This window comes from Aureimonas sp. AU40 (assembly GCF_001463785.1).
GTDB lineage: Bacteria > Pseudomonadota > Alphaproteobacteria > Rhizobiales > Rhizobiaceae > Aureimonas.
In genome coordinates this window covers 93,987-109,481 of record NZ_BBWL01000046.1, presented here as the reverse complement: position 1 = coordinate 109,481, position 15,495 = coordinate 93,987, and the positions used below count along the sequence as shown (strand labels likewise).

15 protein-coding genes are annotated in these 15,495 nt (G+C 66.8%); 9 read left to right on the top strand and 6 right to left on the bottom strand.

Annotated elements, in window-relative coordinates:
- Positions 1-90 precede the first annotated feature (90 nt).
- The 4 genes from AUL32_RS18395 to AUL32_RS18380 all read left to right on the top strand — a co-directional run bounded on the left by AUL32_RS18395 (position 91) and on the right by AUL32_RS18380 (position 4,510).
- Positions 91-1,299, top strand: a complete 1,209-nt coding sequence (locus tag AUL32_RS18395; RefSeq protein ID WP_061978552.1) for an ABC transporter substrate-binding protein — start codon at positions 91-93, stop codon at positions 1,297-1,299.
- A gap of 378 nt (positions 1,300-1,677) precedes the next feature.
- Positions 1,678-2,580 (top strand): carbohydrate ABC transporter permease, encoded by a 903-nt coding sequence (locus tag AUL32_RS18390; protein ID WP_062118207.1) that lies wholly within the window; start codon positions 1,678-1,680, stop codon positions 2,578-2,580.
- A gap of 44 nt (positions 2,581-2,624) precedes the next feature.
- Entirely contained in the window at positions 2,625-3,407 is a 783-nt protein-coding gene (locus AUL32_RS18385) for a carbohydrate ABC transporter permease (protein WP_062118374.1), read from the top strand.
- 8 nt (positions 3,408-3,415) lie between these two features.
- Positions 3,416-4,510 carry an ABC transporter ATP-binding protein gene (locus tag AUL32_RS18380; RefSeq protein WP_062118204.1) on the top strand — a complete coding sequence of 365 codons (1,095 nt, stop codon included), beginning with the start codon at positions 3,416-3,418 and terminating at the stop codon, positions 4,508-4,510.
- Between the two features lie 247 nt (positions 4,511-4,757).
- Here AUL32_RS18380 and AUL32_RS18375 read toward each other — a convergent pair whose 3' ends face one another.
- The 5 genes from AUL32_RS18375 to AUL32_RS18355 form a co-directional block, all read right to left on the bottom strand.
- Positions 4,758-5,834, bottom strand: a complete 1,077-nt coding sequence (locus AUL32_RS18375) for an alpha/beta hydrolase (RefSeq protein ID WP_062118201.1) — start codon at positions 5,832-5,834, stop codon at positions 4,758-4,760.
- A gap of 144 nt (positions 5,835-5,978) precedes the next feature.
- Positions 5,979-6,785 (bottom strand): GGDEF domain-containing protein, encoded by an 807-nt coding sequence (locus tag AUL32_RS18370; RefSeq protein WP_187301355.1) that lies wholly within the window; start codon positions 6,783-6,785, stop codon positions 5,979-5,981.
- Between the two features lie 129 nt (positions 6,786-6,914).
- Entirely contained in the window at positions 6,915-7,316 is a 402-nt protein-coding gene (locus AUL32_RS18365; protein WP_061978548.1) for a type II toxin-antitoxin system VapC family toxin, read from the bottom strand.
- Entirely contained in the window at positions 7,313-7,546 is a 234-nt protein-coding gene (locus tag AUL32_RS18360) for a type II toxin-antitoxin system Phd/YefM family antitoxin (RefSeq protein WP_061978547.1), read from the bottom strand. Before AUL32_RS18360 ends, AUL32_RS18365 begins: the two co-directional genes overlap by 4 nt.
- Positions 7,547-7,644: 98 nt before the next feature.
- Complete coding sequence (locus AUL32_RS18355; protein ID WP_061978546.1) at positions 7,645-8,619, bottom strand: LysR family transcriptional regulator; 975 nt, start codon at positions 8,617-8,619, stop codon at positions 7,645-7,647.
- A 132-nt stretch (positions 8,620-8,751) separates the two neighbouring features.
- Here AUL32_RS18355 and AUL32_RS18350 point away from each other — a divergent pair, with 132 nt between their 5' ends.
- Both AUL32_RS18350 and AUL32_RS18345 read left to right on the top strand, forming a co-directional pair.
- Positions 8,752-9,084 carry a hypothetical protein gene (locus tag AUL32_RS18350; protein ID WP_062118197.1) on the top strand — a complete coding sequence of 111 codons (333 nt, stop codon included), beginning with the start codon at positions 8,752-8,754 and terminating at the stop codon, positions 9,082-9,084.
- 442 nt (positions 9,085-9,526) lie between these two features.
- Positions 9,527-9,808: a hypothetical protein gene (locus AUL32_RS18345; protein ID WP_062118194.1), complete on the top strand. Its 282-nt coding sequence runs from the start codon at positions 9,527-9,529 to the stop codon at positions 9,806-9,808.
- A 98-nt stretch (positions 9,809-9,906) separates the two neighbouring features.
- On the opposite strand, the gene AUL32_RS18340 is transcribed toward AUL32_RS18345, so the two are convergent.
- Positions 9,907-10,932, bottom strand: coding sequence for a LacI family DNA-binding transcriptional regulator (locus tag AUL32_RS18340; protein WP_062118191.1), 1,026 nt, complete (start codon positions 10,930-10,932; stop codon positions 9,907-9,909).
- A 147-nt stretch (positions 10,933-11,079) separates the two neighbouring features.
- Here AUL32_RS18340 and AUL32_RS18335 point away from each other — a divergent pair, with 147 nt between their 5' ends.
- From AUL32_RS18335 to AUL32_RS18325, 3 genes are all read left to right on the top strand, one after another.
- Complete coding sequence (locus AUL32_RS18335) at positions 11,080-12,102, top strand: ABC transporter substrate-binding protein (protein ID WP_374700966.1); 1,023 nt, start codon at positions 11,080-11,082, stop codon at positions 12,100-12,102.
- Between the two features lie 95 nt (positions 12,103-12,197).
- Positions 12,198-14,429, top strand: coding sequence for an ABC transporter permease (locus AUL32_RS18330; RefSeq protein WP_062118184.1), 2,232 nt, complete (start codon positions 12,198-12,200; stop codon positions 14,427-14,429).
- Positions 14,426-15,490, top strand: coding sequence for an ABC transporter ATP-binding protein (locus AUL32_RS18325; RefSeq protein WP_062118181.1), 1,065 nt, complete (start codon positions 14,426-14,428; stop codon positions 15,488-15,490). The genes AUL32_RS18330 and AUL32_RS18325 overlap by 4 nt, the downstream gene beginning before the upstream one ends.
- The last annotated feature ends 5 nt before the right edge of the window (positions 15,491-15,495 follow it).

Here is a 15,495-nt window from a genome sequence, read left to right as displayed (position 1 = left end):
TGCGCTGCGGCCGGTGCGTGAGGTAGGTTCAAAACACGTGAGCGCGGAGCCAACTGCGCCGCCCGAAACCGTCAATAGAGGAGGAACCCGATGAAACGCCTGTCCGCAATCTTGGCTCTTGGAGCCTTGATGGTCTCGACGCTCGCCGCGCGGGCCGAGCCCGTGACGCTCGAAGTCTGGACCGTCAATCCGCAAGACTATCACGAGACCATGGCCCGCGAGTTCGAGAAGGCCAACCCGGACATCCGCATCAACGTGAAAGTGGTCCAGTTCCCCGACGTAGTGAACGACCTCGCGCGGGCGGTGGCGACCGGCAGCGCGCCGGACGTCACCTATATCGACAACCCCGACATCGCGCTGCTGGCCTCCAAGGGCGTTCTGGCCGACCTCAAGCCCATGATCGACGGCTCAAAGATCGTGAAGCTCGACGACATCTATCCCGGCCCGCGCGCGGCCGCGACCTACAAGGATGGGATCTACGGCATTCCGCGCGGCGCCAACACGCTCGCGCTCTACTACAATGCCGATATGTTCAAGGCCAAGGGCCTCGACCCGGACAAGCCGCCCCGGACCTGGGACGAACTCCACGCCGCCGCCAAGGCGCTGAGCGATCCGGCCAAGAACGTCTACGGCCTCGCCTTCTCGGCGGTCGGCTCGGAAGAGGGCACGTTCCAGTTCCTGCCCTGGCTCCAGATGGCCGGCGGCAGCTTCGACAAGGTGAACGGACCGGCGGGCGTCGAAGTGCTCGACTTCTGGGGCAAGCTGCTGGCCGAAAAGCTGGCCTCGCCCGACACGCTGATCCGCAGCCAATACGATTCCACCGCTACGTTCAACGCCGGCAACGCGGCCATGGTGATCTCCGGCCCTTGGGAATTGCCCCGCATGGCCAAGGACGCCAAGTTCGACTACCGCGCCGCGCTCCTGCCTATTCCCAAGGATGGCGCGGAACGCGCCTCCGCGCTCGGCGAGGGCGACAACGTCATCCTCAAGGGCAGCGCCCACCAGGCCGAGGCCTTCCGCTTCCTGGAATACATGGTCAGCCAGATGCCCCGCGTCTGGAACGAATTCGGCTACCTGCCGGCGTCCAAGGTCGAGGTGACGAACCCCAAGCAGCCGGCGATCTACGCCGTCTTCGAGGAAAGCATGAAATACGCGCGCACGCGCGGCCCGAGCCCGCAATGGCCGCAGATCTCCAAGGCGATCTACACCGCCGTGCAGGCCTCGCTCACCGGCCAGTCCACCCCGCAGGCGGCGCTCGACGGCGCCCAAGCCTCGATCGACGCGATCCTCGCCCGCTGAGGCAAGACGGCAGGCGGTTTCCTCTTTTGCGGGGCCGCCTGCTCACCTCAAAGCGCGGGACGGACCCCTGCCGGGTCGGCCGACAGGGTCTGTCCGCTGACGCCGCTGCTGCGGACGCGCATCGGCCCCTCGTCGCGCTTCAGAACCCTGACAAGACGGGCGGGGCGGAGAATGGGCGAGGGATGCTGGCTCCCCAAAAGAAGCGCAGCTCAGGTCCGGCTCAAGCCTTTCCGCCGATATGGCAGGGCAAAAGCCCGGGGCACCCGACCCCGCCGGGTCCTGACCCAGGATGCCGACATATCGTCCCGAACGAAAACGCCTCGACCATCCGCCGCGCGGCGGGTTTGTTAGGCCTTTTATCAACAGGAGAGCTTGCCCATGAACGGGTTTCTCGGCAGCCTGCGGGACGGAGCGGGCTTCGACCGGCTCCTGGTCGGACTGGCGCTCGCCTATCTCGCGGTCTTCTCGCTCTTTCCGATCATCTACACGGTCGTGATGTCGTTCCAGAGCGTCGACCTGTTCACGCTGGCCTCGTTCGACCGCCCCTTCGTCGGACTGATGAACTATGCCGACATCCTGTCGCGTCCGCTGGCCCGCACCGTTCTTCTCAACACGGCGATCTTCGTGGTTCTGTCGGTTCTCTTCCAGCTGACGATCGGCTTCGCGCTGGCGCTTTTCTTCGCGCAGGATTTTCCCGGCGCCTCCACCATGCGCGGGCTGTTTCTGGCCGGCTGGATCATGCCCGCCCTCGTCGTCGGCGCCATCTGGAAATGGATCTTCGCGGGCGACTACGGCGTCCTCAACGCCTTTCTCCAGTCGGTCGGGGCGATCGACGGGCGCATCTTCTGGCTCTCCGACCCCTCCGTTGCGCTCTATGCCATCGTCATCGCCAATATCTGGCTGGGCGTGCCCTTCAACATGCTTCTCCTGTCCGTCGGGCTGGCCGCCATCCCGCGCGACATCTACGAGGCCGCCGATCTCGACGGGGCGGGGCCGGTCCGCCGCTTCGTCTCCATCACGCTGCCGCTGATGCGCGCGCCGCTCGGCGCGGTGATCTCGCTCGGCACGATCTTCACGCTGCAGCAGTTCGACCTCGTGGCGGCGTTGACGCAGGGCGGCCCGTCCAACAGTTCCAACGTCGCGCAGTACTGGTCCTGGCAGCTGTCCTTCCAGACCTACGAAATCTCGCTCGGCAGCACCGTGGCGGTGCTGATGATGAGCTTCGTGATCCTCGTCGCTGCGCTCTACACGCGCTCGACCCGCCACGAACAATCGTTCTAACCGAGGGGCAAGACGTGAAACGCAAGATCCTCTGCGTGATCGGCATGACGATCACCGCGCTTTATCTCTTCCCGCTCTACTGGATGTATATCACCGCTTTCAAAGGCGGCACGGAAATCTTCCTCTCTCCGCCGACCTTCTGGCCCAGCGATCCGCAATGGAACGTGCTGCGGGTTCTGGAGACGACCAATGTCGGCCGCTACATCTGGAACTCGCTTCTGGTGGCGAGCGGCACGACGGTCGTGGTGATCCTGTTCGGTACGGGCTGCGCCTATGCTCTGGCCCGGCTGCACGGGCGTCTGGTGGAGGTCTCGCTCTTCGCCATCCTCATGATGCAGGCGCTGCCCTCCTCGCTGATGGTCACGCCCATCTTCGTCGCCTTCAGCCAGTTCGGCCTTCTCGCCACGCCCCGGCTGGCCGTAATCCTGGCCCAGGCGGCCAAGGTTCTGCCGCTCTACATCGTCCTGTGCCGGGCGAGCTTCGTGCAGGTGCCGCGCGAGCTGGAGGAGGCCTCGCTGGTCGATGGAAACTCGCGCGTCGGCGCCTTCTTCCTGATCGCGCTGCCGCTGGCGCGAAACGGCATCCTGATCTCCTCCGTGCTCGTCTTCCTCCAGTCCTTCGGCGAGTATGTCTATGCCCGCTCGCTGATCGCGCAGGAGCCGCTGCAGACCGCGACCGTGGGGCTGCAGGGCTTCATGGGCCCGAACGCCAGCGACTGGACCGGGGTCATGGCCTACTCCGCCCTGTATGTGACCCCCGTGCTCATCGTCTTCATCTTCCTCCAGAAACGCATCGTCAGCGGCCTGACCGCCGGCGCATTGAAGTGAGGCCGTCCATGTCCTCTCCCGCCTATCAGATCGAGATCGATCGGCTGAACAAGCACTACGGCACCTTTCATGCGCTGCACGACATCGATGTGAAGGTCGCGCCCGGCACGTTCGTCGCCCTTGTCGGGCCGTCGGGCTGCGGAAAATCGACGCTCCTGCGAACCCTGGCGGGCCTGGAAACCGTGTCGTCGGGCGACATTCGCATCGCGGGGGAGAGCGTCGCCAAGCGCCCGCCGCGCCAGCGGGACGTGGCCATGGTGTTCCAGTCCTACGCGCTCTATCCCCACATGTCGGTGGCCGACAACATGAGCTACGCGCTGCGCCTGCGCGGCCGCGCCAAGCAGGAAATCGCGGCGGCCACGCGCAAGGCCGCCGAGACGCTGGGCCTGACCGGGCTGCTCGACCGCCTGCCGCGCGAGCTTTCCGGCGGCCAGCGCCAGCGCGTCGCGATGGGCCGCGCCATCGTGCGCGATCCCAAGGTCTTCCTGTTCGACGAGCCGCTGTCCAATCTCGACGCGGCGCTCCGCGTTCACATGCGCGGCGAGATCCGCAAGCTGCACGACCGGCTGGGCGCGACCTCGATCTACGTCACGCACGACCAGATCGAGGCCATGACCATGGCCGACCATATCGTGATCCTGCGCGCTGGCGTGGTGGAGCAGCAGGGCGCGCCGCTCGATCTCTACGACCGCCCGGCCAACATTTTCGTCGCCGGCTTCATCGGCTCGCCCGCCATGAACTTCATTCCTGCCGTGGTGGACGACACGGGCGCGCGGGCCAGAGCCGAGGATGGCGGACTGACGCTTGCGCTGGGCGGCCACGCGCAGCCCGGCCAGCGCGTCACGCTTGGTCTTCGGCCCGAGCACCTGAAGATCGCGGCTCCGGGCGAGCCCGATGCGTTCGAGGCGCGCGTGGAGACGCTGGAATCCACCGGCAGCGCCAGCTTCCTGAAGGTGCGCGCGGGCGAACAGACCCTCGTCGTGTCGCTGGCCGAACGGCGGGTTCACGTCGCCGACGAGCGAATTCACCTGCGGATCGACATCCCGGCCATCCACGTCTTCGACCGGGAGAGCCAGGAGCGGATCGATCTTCGGGCCTTGTGAGAACGTGTCCGTAGCCGATCGGAAACGCCGCCGACATCGGTCCGATGCCGGCGGCGCCAATCGTTCGGGCTTAGTGCGCGCTGAGAGCACCTAACAAAAATCTCGTGGGGTCGGCTGGTCGGGTCTTTTCGCCGTGGACTTCGTCGCGAATGCTCGCCGATGCCGCCGGCATCGACTGCGCTTCGCTCCTTGTTCCCGAACGAAAATCCCTCGCCCATCCTCCGCCCAGAGATTTTGTTAGGGGCTCTTAGTTCGCGAAGGCCTTGGTCAGCGCGGCGACGGCCATGGCGGTCGCGTCCTTGGCCTGGGGCACCACGGCCGCCATGCCGAAGAACTCGTGCGTCACGCCCGCATAGGTTTTCTGCTCGGTCGCAACGCCTGCCGCCTTCAGCTTCCCGGCCAGCATCTCGCCTTCCGAGCGGAGCGGGTCGATCTCGGCGTTGATGATGGTCGTCGGCGGAAGGCCCGCGAGGTCGGAGCGGTTCACGAGATCGAGGCGCGGGTCGGCGGCCTGCTGCTTGGACTCGAAGACGTTGGAGACGAACCACTCCATCGCCTTCTTCGACAGGGGCATGGCCTCGGCGTTCTCGACATAGGACGGCGTCGTCATGTCCTTGCCGGCGACGGGATAGACCAGGACCTCGGCGAGCGGCGCGGTCAGCTTCTGGTCGCGCGCGGTGATGGCGACATTGGCCGCGAGATTGCCGCCGGCGCTCTCGCCCACGAGCGCGACCTTCTTCGCATCGCCGTTGAAGGAGCCGGAGTTCTCGATCGCCCATTTGTAGGCCGCGTTCGCGTCCTCATGCGCGGCGGGGAACTTGTGCTCGGGCGCGTGGCGATAGTCGGCCGAGACCACCACCGCCTTGGCGCCCGCCGCAATGCCCCGCGCCGAGGCGTCGTAGGTGTCGATATCGGCGATCACCCAGCCGCCGCCGTGGAAATAGACCACGATCGGGAATGGGCCGGTGCCCTCCGGCGTGTAGATGCGAACCGGGATCGGGCCGCCGGCGCCGGGGATGGTCAGGTCGCGGGTCTTCACGGCCTTGAAGGCGGCGTCTGGCTGGATGCCCTTTTCCTTCATCACCGCCATGGCGGCGTCGGCGGGGGTCGGCCCTTTGCGGGTTTCCTCGACGGACTGCGTGCCGATCGGCTTGGCGCCGAGCGCGGTCAGCTTGTCGAGAACGGCCTTCATCTCGGGCGCGGGCTGCGCCATGGGCTTCGAGGCGTCGGCTGCGGGGGCCGTTGCGGCGGTCTGGGCAAGGGCTGCGGCCGAAAGCAGGGTGGCCGTGGCAAGAGCCAGGGCGAGGCGGGACACGCGCGTCATAACAAGTCCTTCAAGGCGTTGGATGACGGAAAGCCTCGTCCGACTCTTCCGTTCCAACACCGCGCGGACTCAAGCTTTCGCCTGCTATCGATCCTTCCGTTCCGGAATTCCTCGCTTCGCCTCACATCGACCGCGCCCGCGCCGTCACTGGCCCGTCGCGCACTCCGCCTGGGCCGGGCTCGGCGCACGGGCGGCGAGCGGCATTCGAACGATGTTGCCGCCCGTTTCCAGATCGGCGCTGATGGTGACGTCTCGGCCGCTGTGCTTGGCGTCGTAAAGCGCGCGGTCGGCGCGCGCGTAGGAGATCATGCTCTCCTCCTCTCCCATGTGCGCCAGGCCGATGCTCGCCGTTACCGTGAGATTGGCGGGAAGCGGCGGTCCGCCGATCTCGGAGAGCTTGCCCCGCAACCGGTCCCCCGTCAGGAGTGCCTCGTTCGGCGTCATGCCGCTCAGGGCGACCGCGAACTCCTCGCCGCCCACGCGCCCGACGAAATGCGGGTCCTTCAGCGCGTCGTTCAGCAGGCGCCCGATCTCGGCGATGACGTAGTCGCCGACCAGATGCCCATAGGTGTCGTTGATCCGTTTAAAATGATCGACGTCGACCACGCCGAGCGTCAGGTCGGCACCGGCGGTCCTCGCCTTGTCGAGGCGGGCAAAGAAGCCGCGCCGGTTGAGGAGACCGGTCTGGATGTCGGTCAGAGCCAGCGCCTCGAAGCGCTCCTTCAGTTCGAACAGGCGCAGGTTCGAGCGCGCCAGAAGCCAGAGAAACAGAAGCGACATGGCCGCCGCGACCAGGGTCGTCTGAACGAAGGAAGGCCAGAGACGGTCGGGCTGCGTGTAGAGGTTGACGAGCGCATCGACCCCGTCCGTCACCGCGACGATCCCGAAGGTCGCGATCGCGATCTTGATCCGCATCTCCCGGCGGCTGCGGATCGCGGTCAGATTCGCCAAGCTCAACGTCATTTCGCCCACAATCCTCGTTCCGAGATGATCGTAAGCGATACTTCTTTCGGGACCCTCAACGGTGCGCGGGCAAGGGTCAGGTTGGGAGATCGAAGTGGTGACGCCAGAGCGCCGCGCTCACCACAGCCGACCAGGCCATTTCGGCTCGCCGGCAAGGCCTTCGAAGGCGGCGTCGGCCGACACCAGGGTCAGGCCCTTGGCCATCGCCGTCGCGCCGATGATCCGATCGAAGGGGTCGCGGTGCGCCCAGGGGAGCGTGGCGGCCAGAAGGCTGGCCTCCGCCGACAAGGGCACGAGGCGGGCGCCTTGTTCCTCGGCCAGCTCGACCAGCCGGTGAAGAAACGGCTCCATCTCGGGCCATTTGCCGAGACGAACCTTCTGGCCGATCTCGAACAGGCTGATCGCGCTGACAAACACGGTCTCGGCCTCCGTCATGGCGCTCGTGGCCCTGACTGACAGGCGTGCGTCGCCCGTCAGAGACCACGCCCAGGCATGCGTATCGAGAAGAACCGACCTCACGTGGACCCTTCCCACAGCGCCAGTTCGTCCTCGCTCATGGGTTCGAAGAAGTCGGGGCCTTCGCCAGCGAACTGCCCTTTCAGGAGGCCGATCGTGAAGCGCCCTTGAGCGATGGGGACGATCCTCGCCACGGGGCGCTTGCCCTTGGCGATCACGACCTCCTCGCCGGCGATCGCGGCCTCGATCAGTTTCGAGAGCTGCGTCTTGGCAACATGAACCGTCACCTGCATTCCAGCCTCCTATTAGCTAACTTAGCTAAATCTAATCCGGAGAATGCCGTTTGGCCAGTGTCGCGACGCAGGCTCACCATCCGCCAACGGAGGGTTTCTCAAACCGCGACAAGTTCCGACGCGAGAACCCCGTCCGTCATCTCGGCTGCCTCGTGCACCCGCGCCAGCAGCCATTCCACGCCGGGGTCGGTCTTGGAGCGGGTCGCGACATAGGCACCGATCTGAGCCGCCGGAGATTGTGCGGCCGTTTCGAGCGTTCGCAACTGGGGCGCCAGCAGCGAGCGCGTGGCGATGCGGCGTGGCAGCAGCGCGGTAAAGCCGCTTTCCAGAACGAGCATCAGCGCACTTAAACTGTCGGGCACCACGACGGCGGGGTCGCAGGCCGGCTCCGGCCCGCAGCCCTGCCGTTCGCTATGGATGAGATCGACATAGGCCGAGCCAGTTCGCTCGCCCATCTGCTGTGTCCAGAGGTCGGGCGACGAAATTCGCGCGAATGGGATGGTTCGCAACCGCTCGTGGGTGAGCCCGTCGCGTATGGCGGGATGATCCGCCCGAACCACCCAGGCCAGCGTTTCCTCGAACAGGACATGGCACTCCACGGCGTCGTGCTGGCCGCGCGTGCGCACCAGAACCGCGTCGAGATCGCCGTTCTGAAGATCGCGCATCGAATGGTCGGAGAGATGAACGGTCCGCAGCCGGACATGGGGCGCATGGGCCCTCAAGACGCGCAGGAGGGGCGGCACGATCACGAGAGACACGTAGGGCACCGTGGCCACCACGAACTCGCGCGTGCTCTCCGCGGCGACGAACCCCCTGTTTTCCAAGACATCTTGCAACTGGCGCAGGATGTCGAGAATCGCCGGGGCGATCTCCAGCGCGCGCTGGGTCGGCACCATCTTGCCCGGCACGCGAACGAAGAGCGGGTCGCCCACCGCTTCCCGCAGGCGCGCAGTCGCGTGGCTGACCGCCGAGGGGCTGAGGCCGAGGCGGCGCCCCGCAAGGGTGGCGTTGCGCTCTTCGAACAGGGCTTCGAAGACGCGCAGGAGATTCAAATCGAACTGCCTGAAGTGCATGGAATTCACATCCGCGCTGACAAGACTTCAGTTCCCTTCATAGCAGAAAGGGACGATCCTGGCTTCAAGGATCGCAATCGACTCGCGAGTTCACAAGGGCCGAGAGATCCGTATTGGCAAGGACTAAAGATCATGAAGCTCGTCACCCTTATCGCTCTCGCCTCGATGGCCGCGACCGCCGCTCCCGCCTTCGCCGACTCCATCGTCCCGGGCTCCGACGCCGCCTTCTATTCGCAGGCGACGCCCGCTCACTCCACGACCTCGACCACCCGCTACGGCATGCCCCACACCGCCGACTTGGGCGCGGCTCAGCCGGGCTCGAACAGCGATCTGGTCCCCGGTTCCGACGCCGCCTTCCTAAGCAGCGCACCTAAGGCCGCCCCCGCGCAGGCCCACGCGGCTCGCTCGGCCACGAGCATCGCGCCCGACATGGTCCCGGGTTCCGACGCGGCCTTTTTGAACTGACACCGCCCCTGAGCTGACACTGTCGCCGAAAGGCGGCCCGCCGACCAACGCCCGCCTCCGATCTCCCGCGCCTTTCCGAGGGCCTTCATGGGAGAACCGGAAGCGGGCGTTTTCGCGTCTTGCGCCAAACACAAACGAAAACGCCCTCGCCGGGGGAAGACTGGCAAGCGCGTGAGAGAGCAGCCGAAAGGGGGGAGGACCTATTCTGCTCGAGCGCCACGACCGGGGGAGGACCGGTCGGGACAAAAGCGAGAAACTCTTAGCGCGTCGGCTGGTAGGCGGTGGCCGGGATGTCCAGGCGCGCAATGCCGAGATCGGTGAGTTCGCGCTGCGAGAGGCGGGTTCGGCTAGGTGCGCCCCAAGGCGCGCGCGTTTTCCTCAACGTGGCCATCTCTGATACACGCGCTCCTGTTTGTTGAATGTAAGACTGGAGTTTAAGCTGATGTCTCTTCTGCCGCGCCTCGCGTTCGCGCTCGTTCTGGCCGTTCTGGTCGGGGGTGGCCTGATGATCTACGACCAGAAGCGCGGCGCCGAATGGGTCGTCTCGCCGGAGGCGATCGCGGCCGCCAAGGCCGAGGGGAAGATGGGCGTCGAGAATGATCGTGGCTCGGTCACGGTCCTGCCGATCCGCTCCGAAACGGCCGATGTCCTGCCCTTCAAGTGGATGCTCGCCGGCGTCGCCGCAGGTGCCGTCACCTTCGTCGCGACGCGCCGACGCGCTTGAAACGCCTCGTCGAATGTCCAGGCAGAGCGTTTCCGTCTTGCCTGGACATTCGCCAGCAGGCCGATCCCTGCCGGCCATCCCCACTGCCGCGCCTGCCCTCAAGCGCTGCCCGACCGAACCGAGTTACGCCAGACGAGCGGGGCGTCGAAGATGCGGTCGGCCCTCGAGCCTTGTTCCGCACCGTCCGCGACGAGGCGCACCGTCCAATCGGCGATTTCCTGACACGGTTGGGCGAAGGTGGTGAGCTCGTAGGAGGCCCAGCCCGCCTGTTCGATATCGTCGAAGCCGATGATTCCGACATCCTCGGGAATGCGAAGGCCGAAACGATGGCGGGCCGCGTCCATCACGCCGCAAGCCAAAAGGTCGGTCACCGCGAAGACGCAGTCCGGCGGCTCGGCGGAGGAGAACAGCGCCGTGCCGGCCTGAAGGCCGCTCTCATAGGCCGTAGCCCCCTGGCTCCAGACGCGCGCCGAAAGGCCCTCGGCGCGCAGCGCGTCCTGAAAGCTGGCGCAACGGGCGGTGAGGCTTGGCGTGCCGACGCCGGACGCGACCAGCGCGGGCCGGCGATAGAGGCTGCGCCGAAACAGCGTCGCCGCCGTGCGCGCCGCTAGATCGTTGTTGACGGCGAGATTGACCGTGCCGGGCAGATGGTCGTCTCGGTTGAGAAGAACGAGGCGCTGGCCGCTGTCGAGACAGGCTTGCGCGATGGAGCGATAGGGCGTGCCGGACAGGACGATGGTCGCGTCGGCCCGGTAGTTCAGCGTCTGGCGCAGCGCATCCTCGACATGCAGCGCCTCGCGGCCCGCGTTCAGCACCATCACGACCTTGCCCGCCGCCTGCAGGGCGCGCGACATGTGGTCGAGAAGGCGCGAGAGATAGGGCGTGTGGATGTCGGCGACGACGAGGCAGACGATGCCCGTGCGCTGGCGGATCAGCCCGCGCGCCAGATGGTTGACATGGTAGCCGAGTTCGCGCGCCGCCGCCTCGACCTTGGCCCGCGTTTCCACTGAGATGCTGGCGCCGGGCGTGAAGGCGCGCGACACCGCCGAGCGCGACACGCCCGCCAGGCGCGCCACTTCCGAAGCGCTCGCGAACGCCGCCGACCGGTCCCGATCGAACTCCATGCCGAACCTCATTCCAGCCGGTGCACTGCATTGCAGCACATTTAGGCCACTATCTCCGACCTTTCCCACATTGACAAGACGGTCTCCGTCATCGAGCTTGCACAGCAGTGCAAAGACGATAACAGCTGGGAGGCTTCGACAATGCGCATGGGCTTGAAAGCAACCGCCGTCCTCTTCACGCTTGCCGCCGGCGCCCTGCCGGCCAGCGCGGCGGGGACGCTGAACCTCATCTGCGCCGCCGACGTGAAATGGTGCGAGCTGATGGAAACGGCGTTCGAGAAGGACCATTCCGACATCGCCGTGAACATGGTGCGCATGAGTTCGGGGGAGGCCTATGCCCGTGTCCGCGCCGAAGCGCGCAATCCCAAGACCGATCTCTGGTGGGGCGGCACGGGCGACCCGCATCTTCAGGCGGCCGAAGACAAGCTGACCGTGGAATACAAGTCGCCCCGCCTGGGCGAGTTGCAGCCCTGGGCGCAGAAGCAGGCGGAGGTCTCAGGCTTCAGGACGGTCGGCATCTATTCCGGCGCGCTCGGCTGGGGCTACAACACCGAGATCTTCGCCAAGAAGGGGCTCGCCGAGCCCAAATGCTGGAAGGACCTGACGGCGGACGCCTACAAGGGCGAGATCCAGGTCGCCAATCCGAACTCCTCGGGCACCGCCTACAACGCGCTGGCGACGCTGGTCCAGATCATGGGCGAGGAGCCGGCCTTCACCTATCTCAAGGCGCTCAACGCCAACGTGACGCAATACACCAAGTCCGGCTCGGCGCCGGTCAAGGCGGCCGCGCGCGGCGAGACCGGGCTCGGCATCGTCTTCATGCATGACGCCGTGGCCATGACCAAGGAAGGCTTCCCGATCAAGACCGTCGCGCCCTGCGAGGGCACGGGCTTCGAGGTCGGCTCCATGTCGATCGTCAAGGGCGCCAAGAACCTGGAAAACGCCAAGGTCTTCTACGACTGGGCGCTGAGCCCGGAGGTCCAGTCGCGCGCGGCGGAGGCGAACTCCTTCCAGCTCCCGTCCAACAAGACGGCCGCCGTGCCCCCGGAGGCGCCCAAACTCACCGAGATCAAGCTGATCGACTACGACTTCGCCAAATACGGCAATTCGGAAACCCGCAAGGCGCTGCTGGAGCGCTGGGACCGCGAGATCGGCGCCATCGCCAACTAAGCGATCCCGCGGCGTCGCCCATTTGCGGCGCCGCCCGTTCTGGCCGTGGAGCGGGCCGACCAAGGCCTCTCCGCCCGCTGCCTGAGGACATGCCGATGGACCGTCGACTTCGCCGTTTGGACGGAGCCCTTGTTCTGGGGCTTCTCGCGCTCGCGCTTCTGCCCTGGTACGGGATCGAGGGCGGGCTCTTGAGCCTTGGCTGGCTCGAGGCCTATCCGCTGGGCGGGCCCGGCGCGCCGGCGCTGGCGCAGATCGTGCTGCGCCCGGCACCCTGGCTGCTTCTGCCGATCCCGCCATTCGCGCTCGCCATCGCCCTGCGTTTCCAGACGCCGGGCCGGGCGAGGGGTGGGCGGATCGCGGCGCTGGGTGCGCTCGGCTTGGCTGCCCTCGTCGTGGAAGGGCTCTCGATCGGCTATGGCGGGTGGAACTGGAGCGGCTGGGAAGCCCTGTTCGGCCCGCTTGCCGACGGCCAGCCGCCCTTCGGCCTCGGCGCCTTCGCGCTGGCCTGCACCTTCCTTCTGCTGATTGCCTTCGGCGCGGCCGAAAGGGGCTGGTTGCGGGGCGACGCTTTCGTTCTCTCCGCCATCACCTTCGTCGTGGCGCTGGTTTCGGCCTTCGTGCTCTATCCCCTGGCGAGCCTCTTCATCGGCGCGTTCCAGGCAACGGACGGCTCGTTCGACGCGACCAGCTTCACCCGCAACATCCGCGACCCGTCGATCTGGTCGCTCGGCTGCCTCACCGGCTCCGGCACCTGTGGCCTGGCCTGGCGCACGATGTTTCTCGCGACCATGACGGGCCTCGGCACGACCGTTCTGGGTCTTGCCTTTGCGCTGGTCGCCACCCGCACGCGCTTTCCCTTCAAGCGCATCCTGCGGCTTCTCACCATCCTGCCCATCATCACGCCGCCCTTCGTGATCGGCTTGGCGCTGATCCTTCTGTTCGGGCGCTCGGGCGTCGTCACGACCGGCATCGCTTCGCTGACCGGTCTCGACGGCGGTCGCTGGCTCTACGGTATGCCCGGCATCTGGATCGCGCAGATGCTGAGCTTCACGCCCATCGCCTTCATGGTGCTGATCGGCGTGGTGGAGGGCATCAGCCCCTCCATGGAGGAGGCGGCCCAGACCATGCGCGCCGATCGCTGGCGCACCTTCTGGACCGTGTCCTTCCCGCTCATGCGCCCCGGTCTCGCCAACGCCTTTCTGGTGGGCTTCATCGAGAGCATGGCCGATTTCGGCAATCCGCTGGTGCTCGGCGGCAGCCACGGCGTTCTCTCCACCGAGATCTTCTTTGCCGTTGTCGGCGCGCAGAACGATCCCGCCAGGGCCGCCGTTCTCGCCCTGGTTCTGCTCGGCTTCACGTTGTCGGCGTTCCTGCTCCAGCGCCTTTGGCTGAAGGGCAAGAGCTACACGACCGTGACAGGCAAGGGCGATAGCGGCCGCCATGTCGCGCTCGACGCGCGGCTGCGCCTCGGCTCCTATGCGATGGTGGTGCCCTGGGTGCTGTTCACGCTCACCGTCTACGCAATGATCCTCGTCGGCAGCGTGGTGCGCACGCTCGGCCTCGACAACACGCTGACGCTCGACCACTACCGCAAGGCCTTTTCCGTCGCGGTGGGTGAGGGCGGCCTGCGCTGGACGGGGGTGGCCTGGAACTCGTTCTGGACCACCATGGAGATCGCGCTGATCGCCGCGCCGCTCACCGCTGCGGTCGGCCTCCTCTCGGCCTATCTCTTGGTGCGGCAGCGCTTTGCCGGGCGCGAGGGGCTGGAGTTCCTGCTCATGCTGTCCTTCGCCATCCCCGGCACGGTGATCGGCGTGTCCTATGTCCTCGCGTTCAACCTGCCGCCGATCGAGATGACGGGCACCGCTGCGATCCTCGTCGTCTGCTTCATCTTCCGCAATATGCCGGTGGGCGTGCGCGGCGGCATCGCGGCCATGAGCCAGCTCGACCGGAGCCTCGACGAAGCCTCGCTGACGCTCGGCGCCAACACGTTCACCACGCTGCGCCGCGTCGTGCTGCCGTTGCTGCGCCCGGCCATCACGGGCGCGCTGGTCTATAGTTTCGTGCGCTCCATCACCTCGATCAGCGCGGTGATCTTCCTCGTCAGCGCTGAATACAACATGGCGACCTCCTATATCGTCGGCCTCACCGAGAATGGGGAATACGGCGTCGCCATCGCCTACTCGGCCATGCTGATCGTCGTCATGATCGCGGTGATCGGCCTGTTCCAACTTGTGGTCGGGCAGCGCACGCTGCGCCGCGAGGTCCGCCTCGCGCCCGCCGCCGTCGCCGCCCCGCTCGTCCCGTCGAAGGAGAAGATCGCATGAGCCCGACCCTCAAGCCCGGATCGGTCCGCTTCGAATCCGTCGAGAAGCGCTTCGGCGCGGTGGTGGCGATCGCCGATCTCACGCTCGACATCGAGCCGGGAACGCTGGTGACGCTGCTTGGCCCCTCGGGCTGCGGCAAGACCACGACTCTGCGCATGCTGGCCGGGCTCGAACAGCCGACCGGCGGGCGCATCCTGATCGGCGGGCGGGACGTCACGCAACTGCCCGCCAACGAGCGGGACGTGTCCATGGTGTTCCAGTCCTACGCGCTGTTTCCCCATATGAGCATTGCCGACAACGTCGCCTACGGCCTTCGCTCCGGCGGCAAGTCCAAGGCCGAAGCGCGCGAGCGGGCGGAGGAGGGGCTCGCCTTGGTCGGGTTGGTGGGCTACGGCGCGCGCCTGCCCAGCGAATTGTCCGGCGGCCAGCAGCAGCGCGTCGCCGTCGCCCGCGCGCTGGTGCTGGAGCCGCAGGTCCTGCTTCTGGACGAGCCGCTCTCCAATCTCGACGCGCGGCTGCGCCGGCAGGTGCGCACCGAGATCCGCGAGTTGCAGCAGCGGCTCGGCTTCACCGCCGTCTATGTCACGCATGACCAGGAAGAGGCGCTCGCCGTCTCGGACCGGATCGTGGTGATGAAGGACGGCGCGATCGCCCAGGCCGGCACGCCGCGCGAGCTCTACGAATCCCCCGCATCGCCCTTCATCGCCGACTTCATCGGCGAGGCGAATGTGGTGGCCTGCGAGGTTGTTCGCACGGGCGATGGGCGCCTCGCCGCCCGGCTCGGCGGGCTGGTGCATCCGGTTTCGGGGGCGGAAGCGCGCGAGGGCGCCGCCCGGCTCGCCATCCGGCCCAACGCGCTCTTCCTGCAGGACCATCGGCCGGACGGGTTCGAGGGGCGCGTCGCCAGCGCCGCCTATCTCGGAGACCATATCGAATACGAGGTCGAGACCGCTCTCGGCCGCCTTTTCATCGTCGATCCCGCCATCGAGCATGTCCGCCCCGTCGCCGCACAGGTCGGGATCGGCCTGCACGAGCGCGGCGTCGCCCTCATACCCGCGTGAGCCCC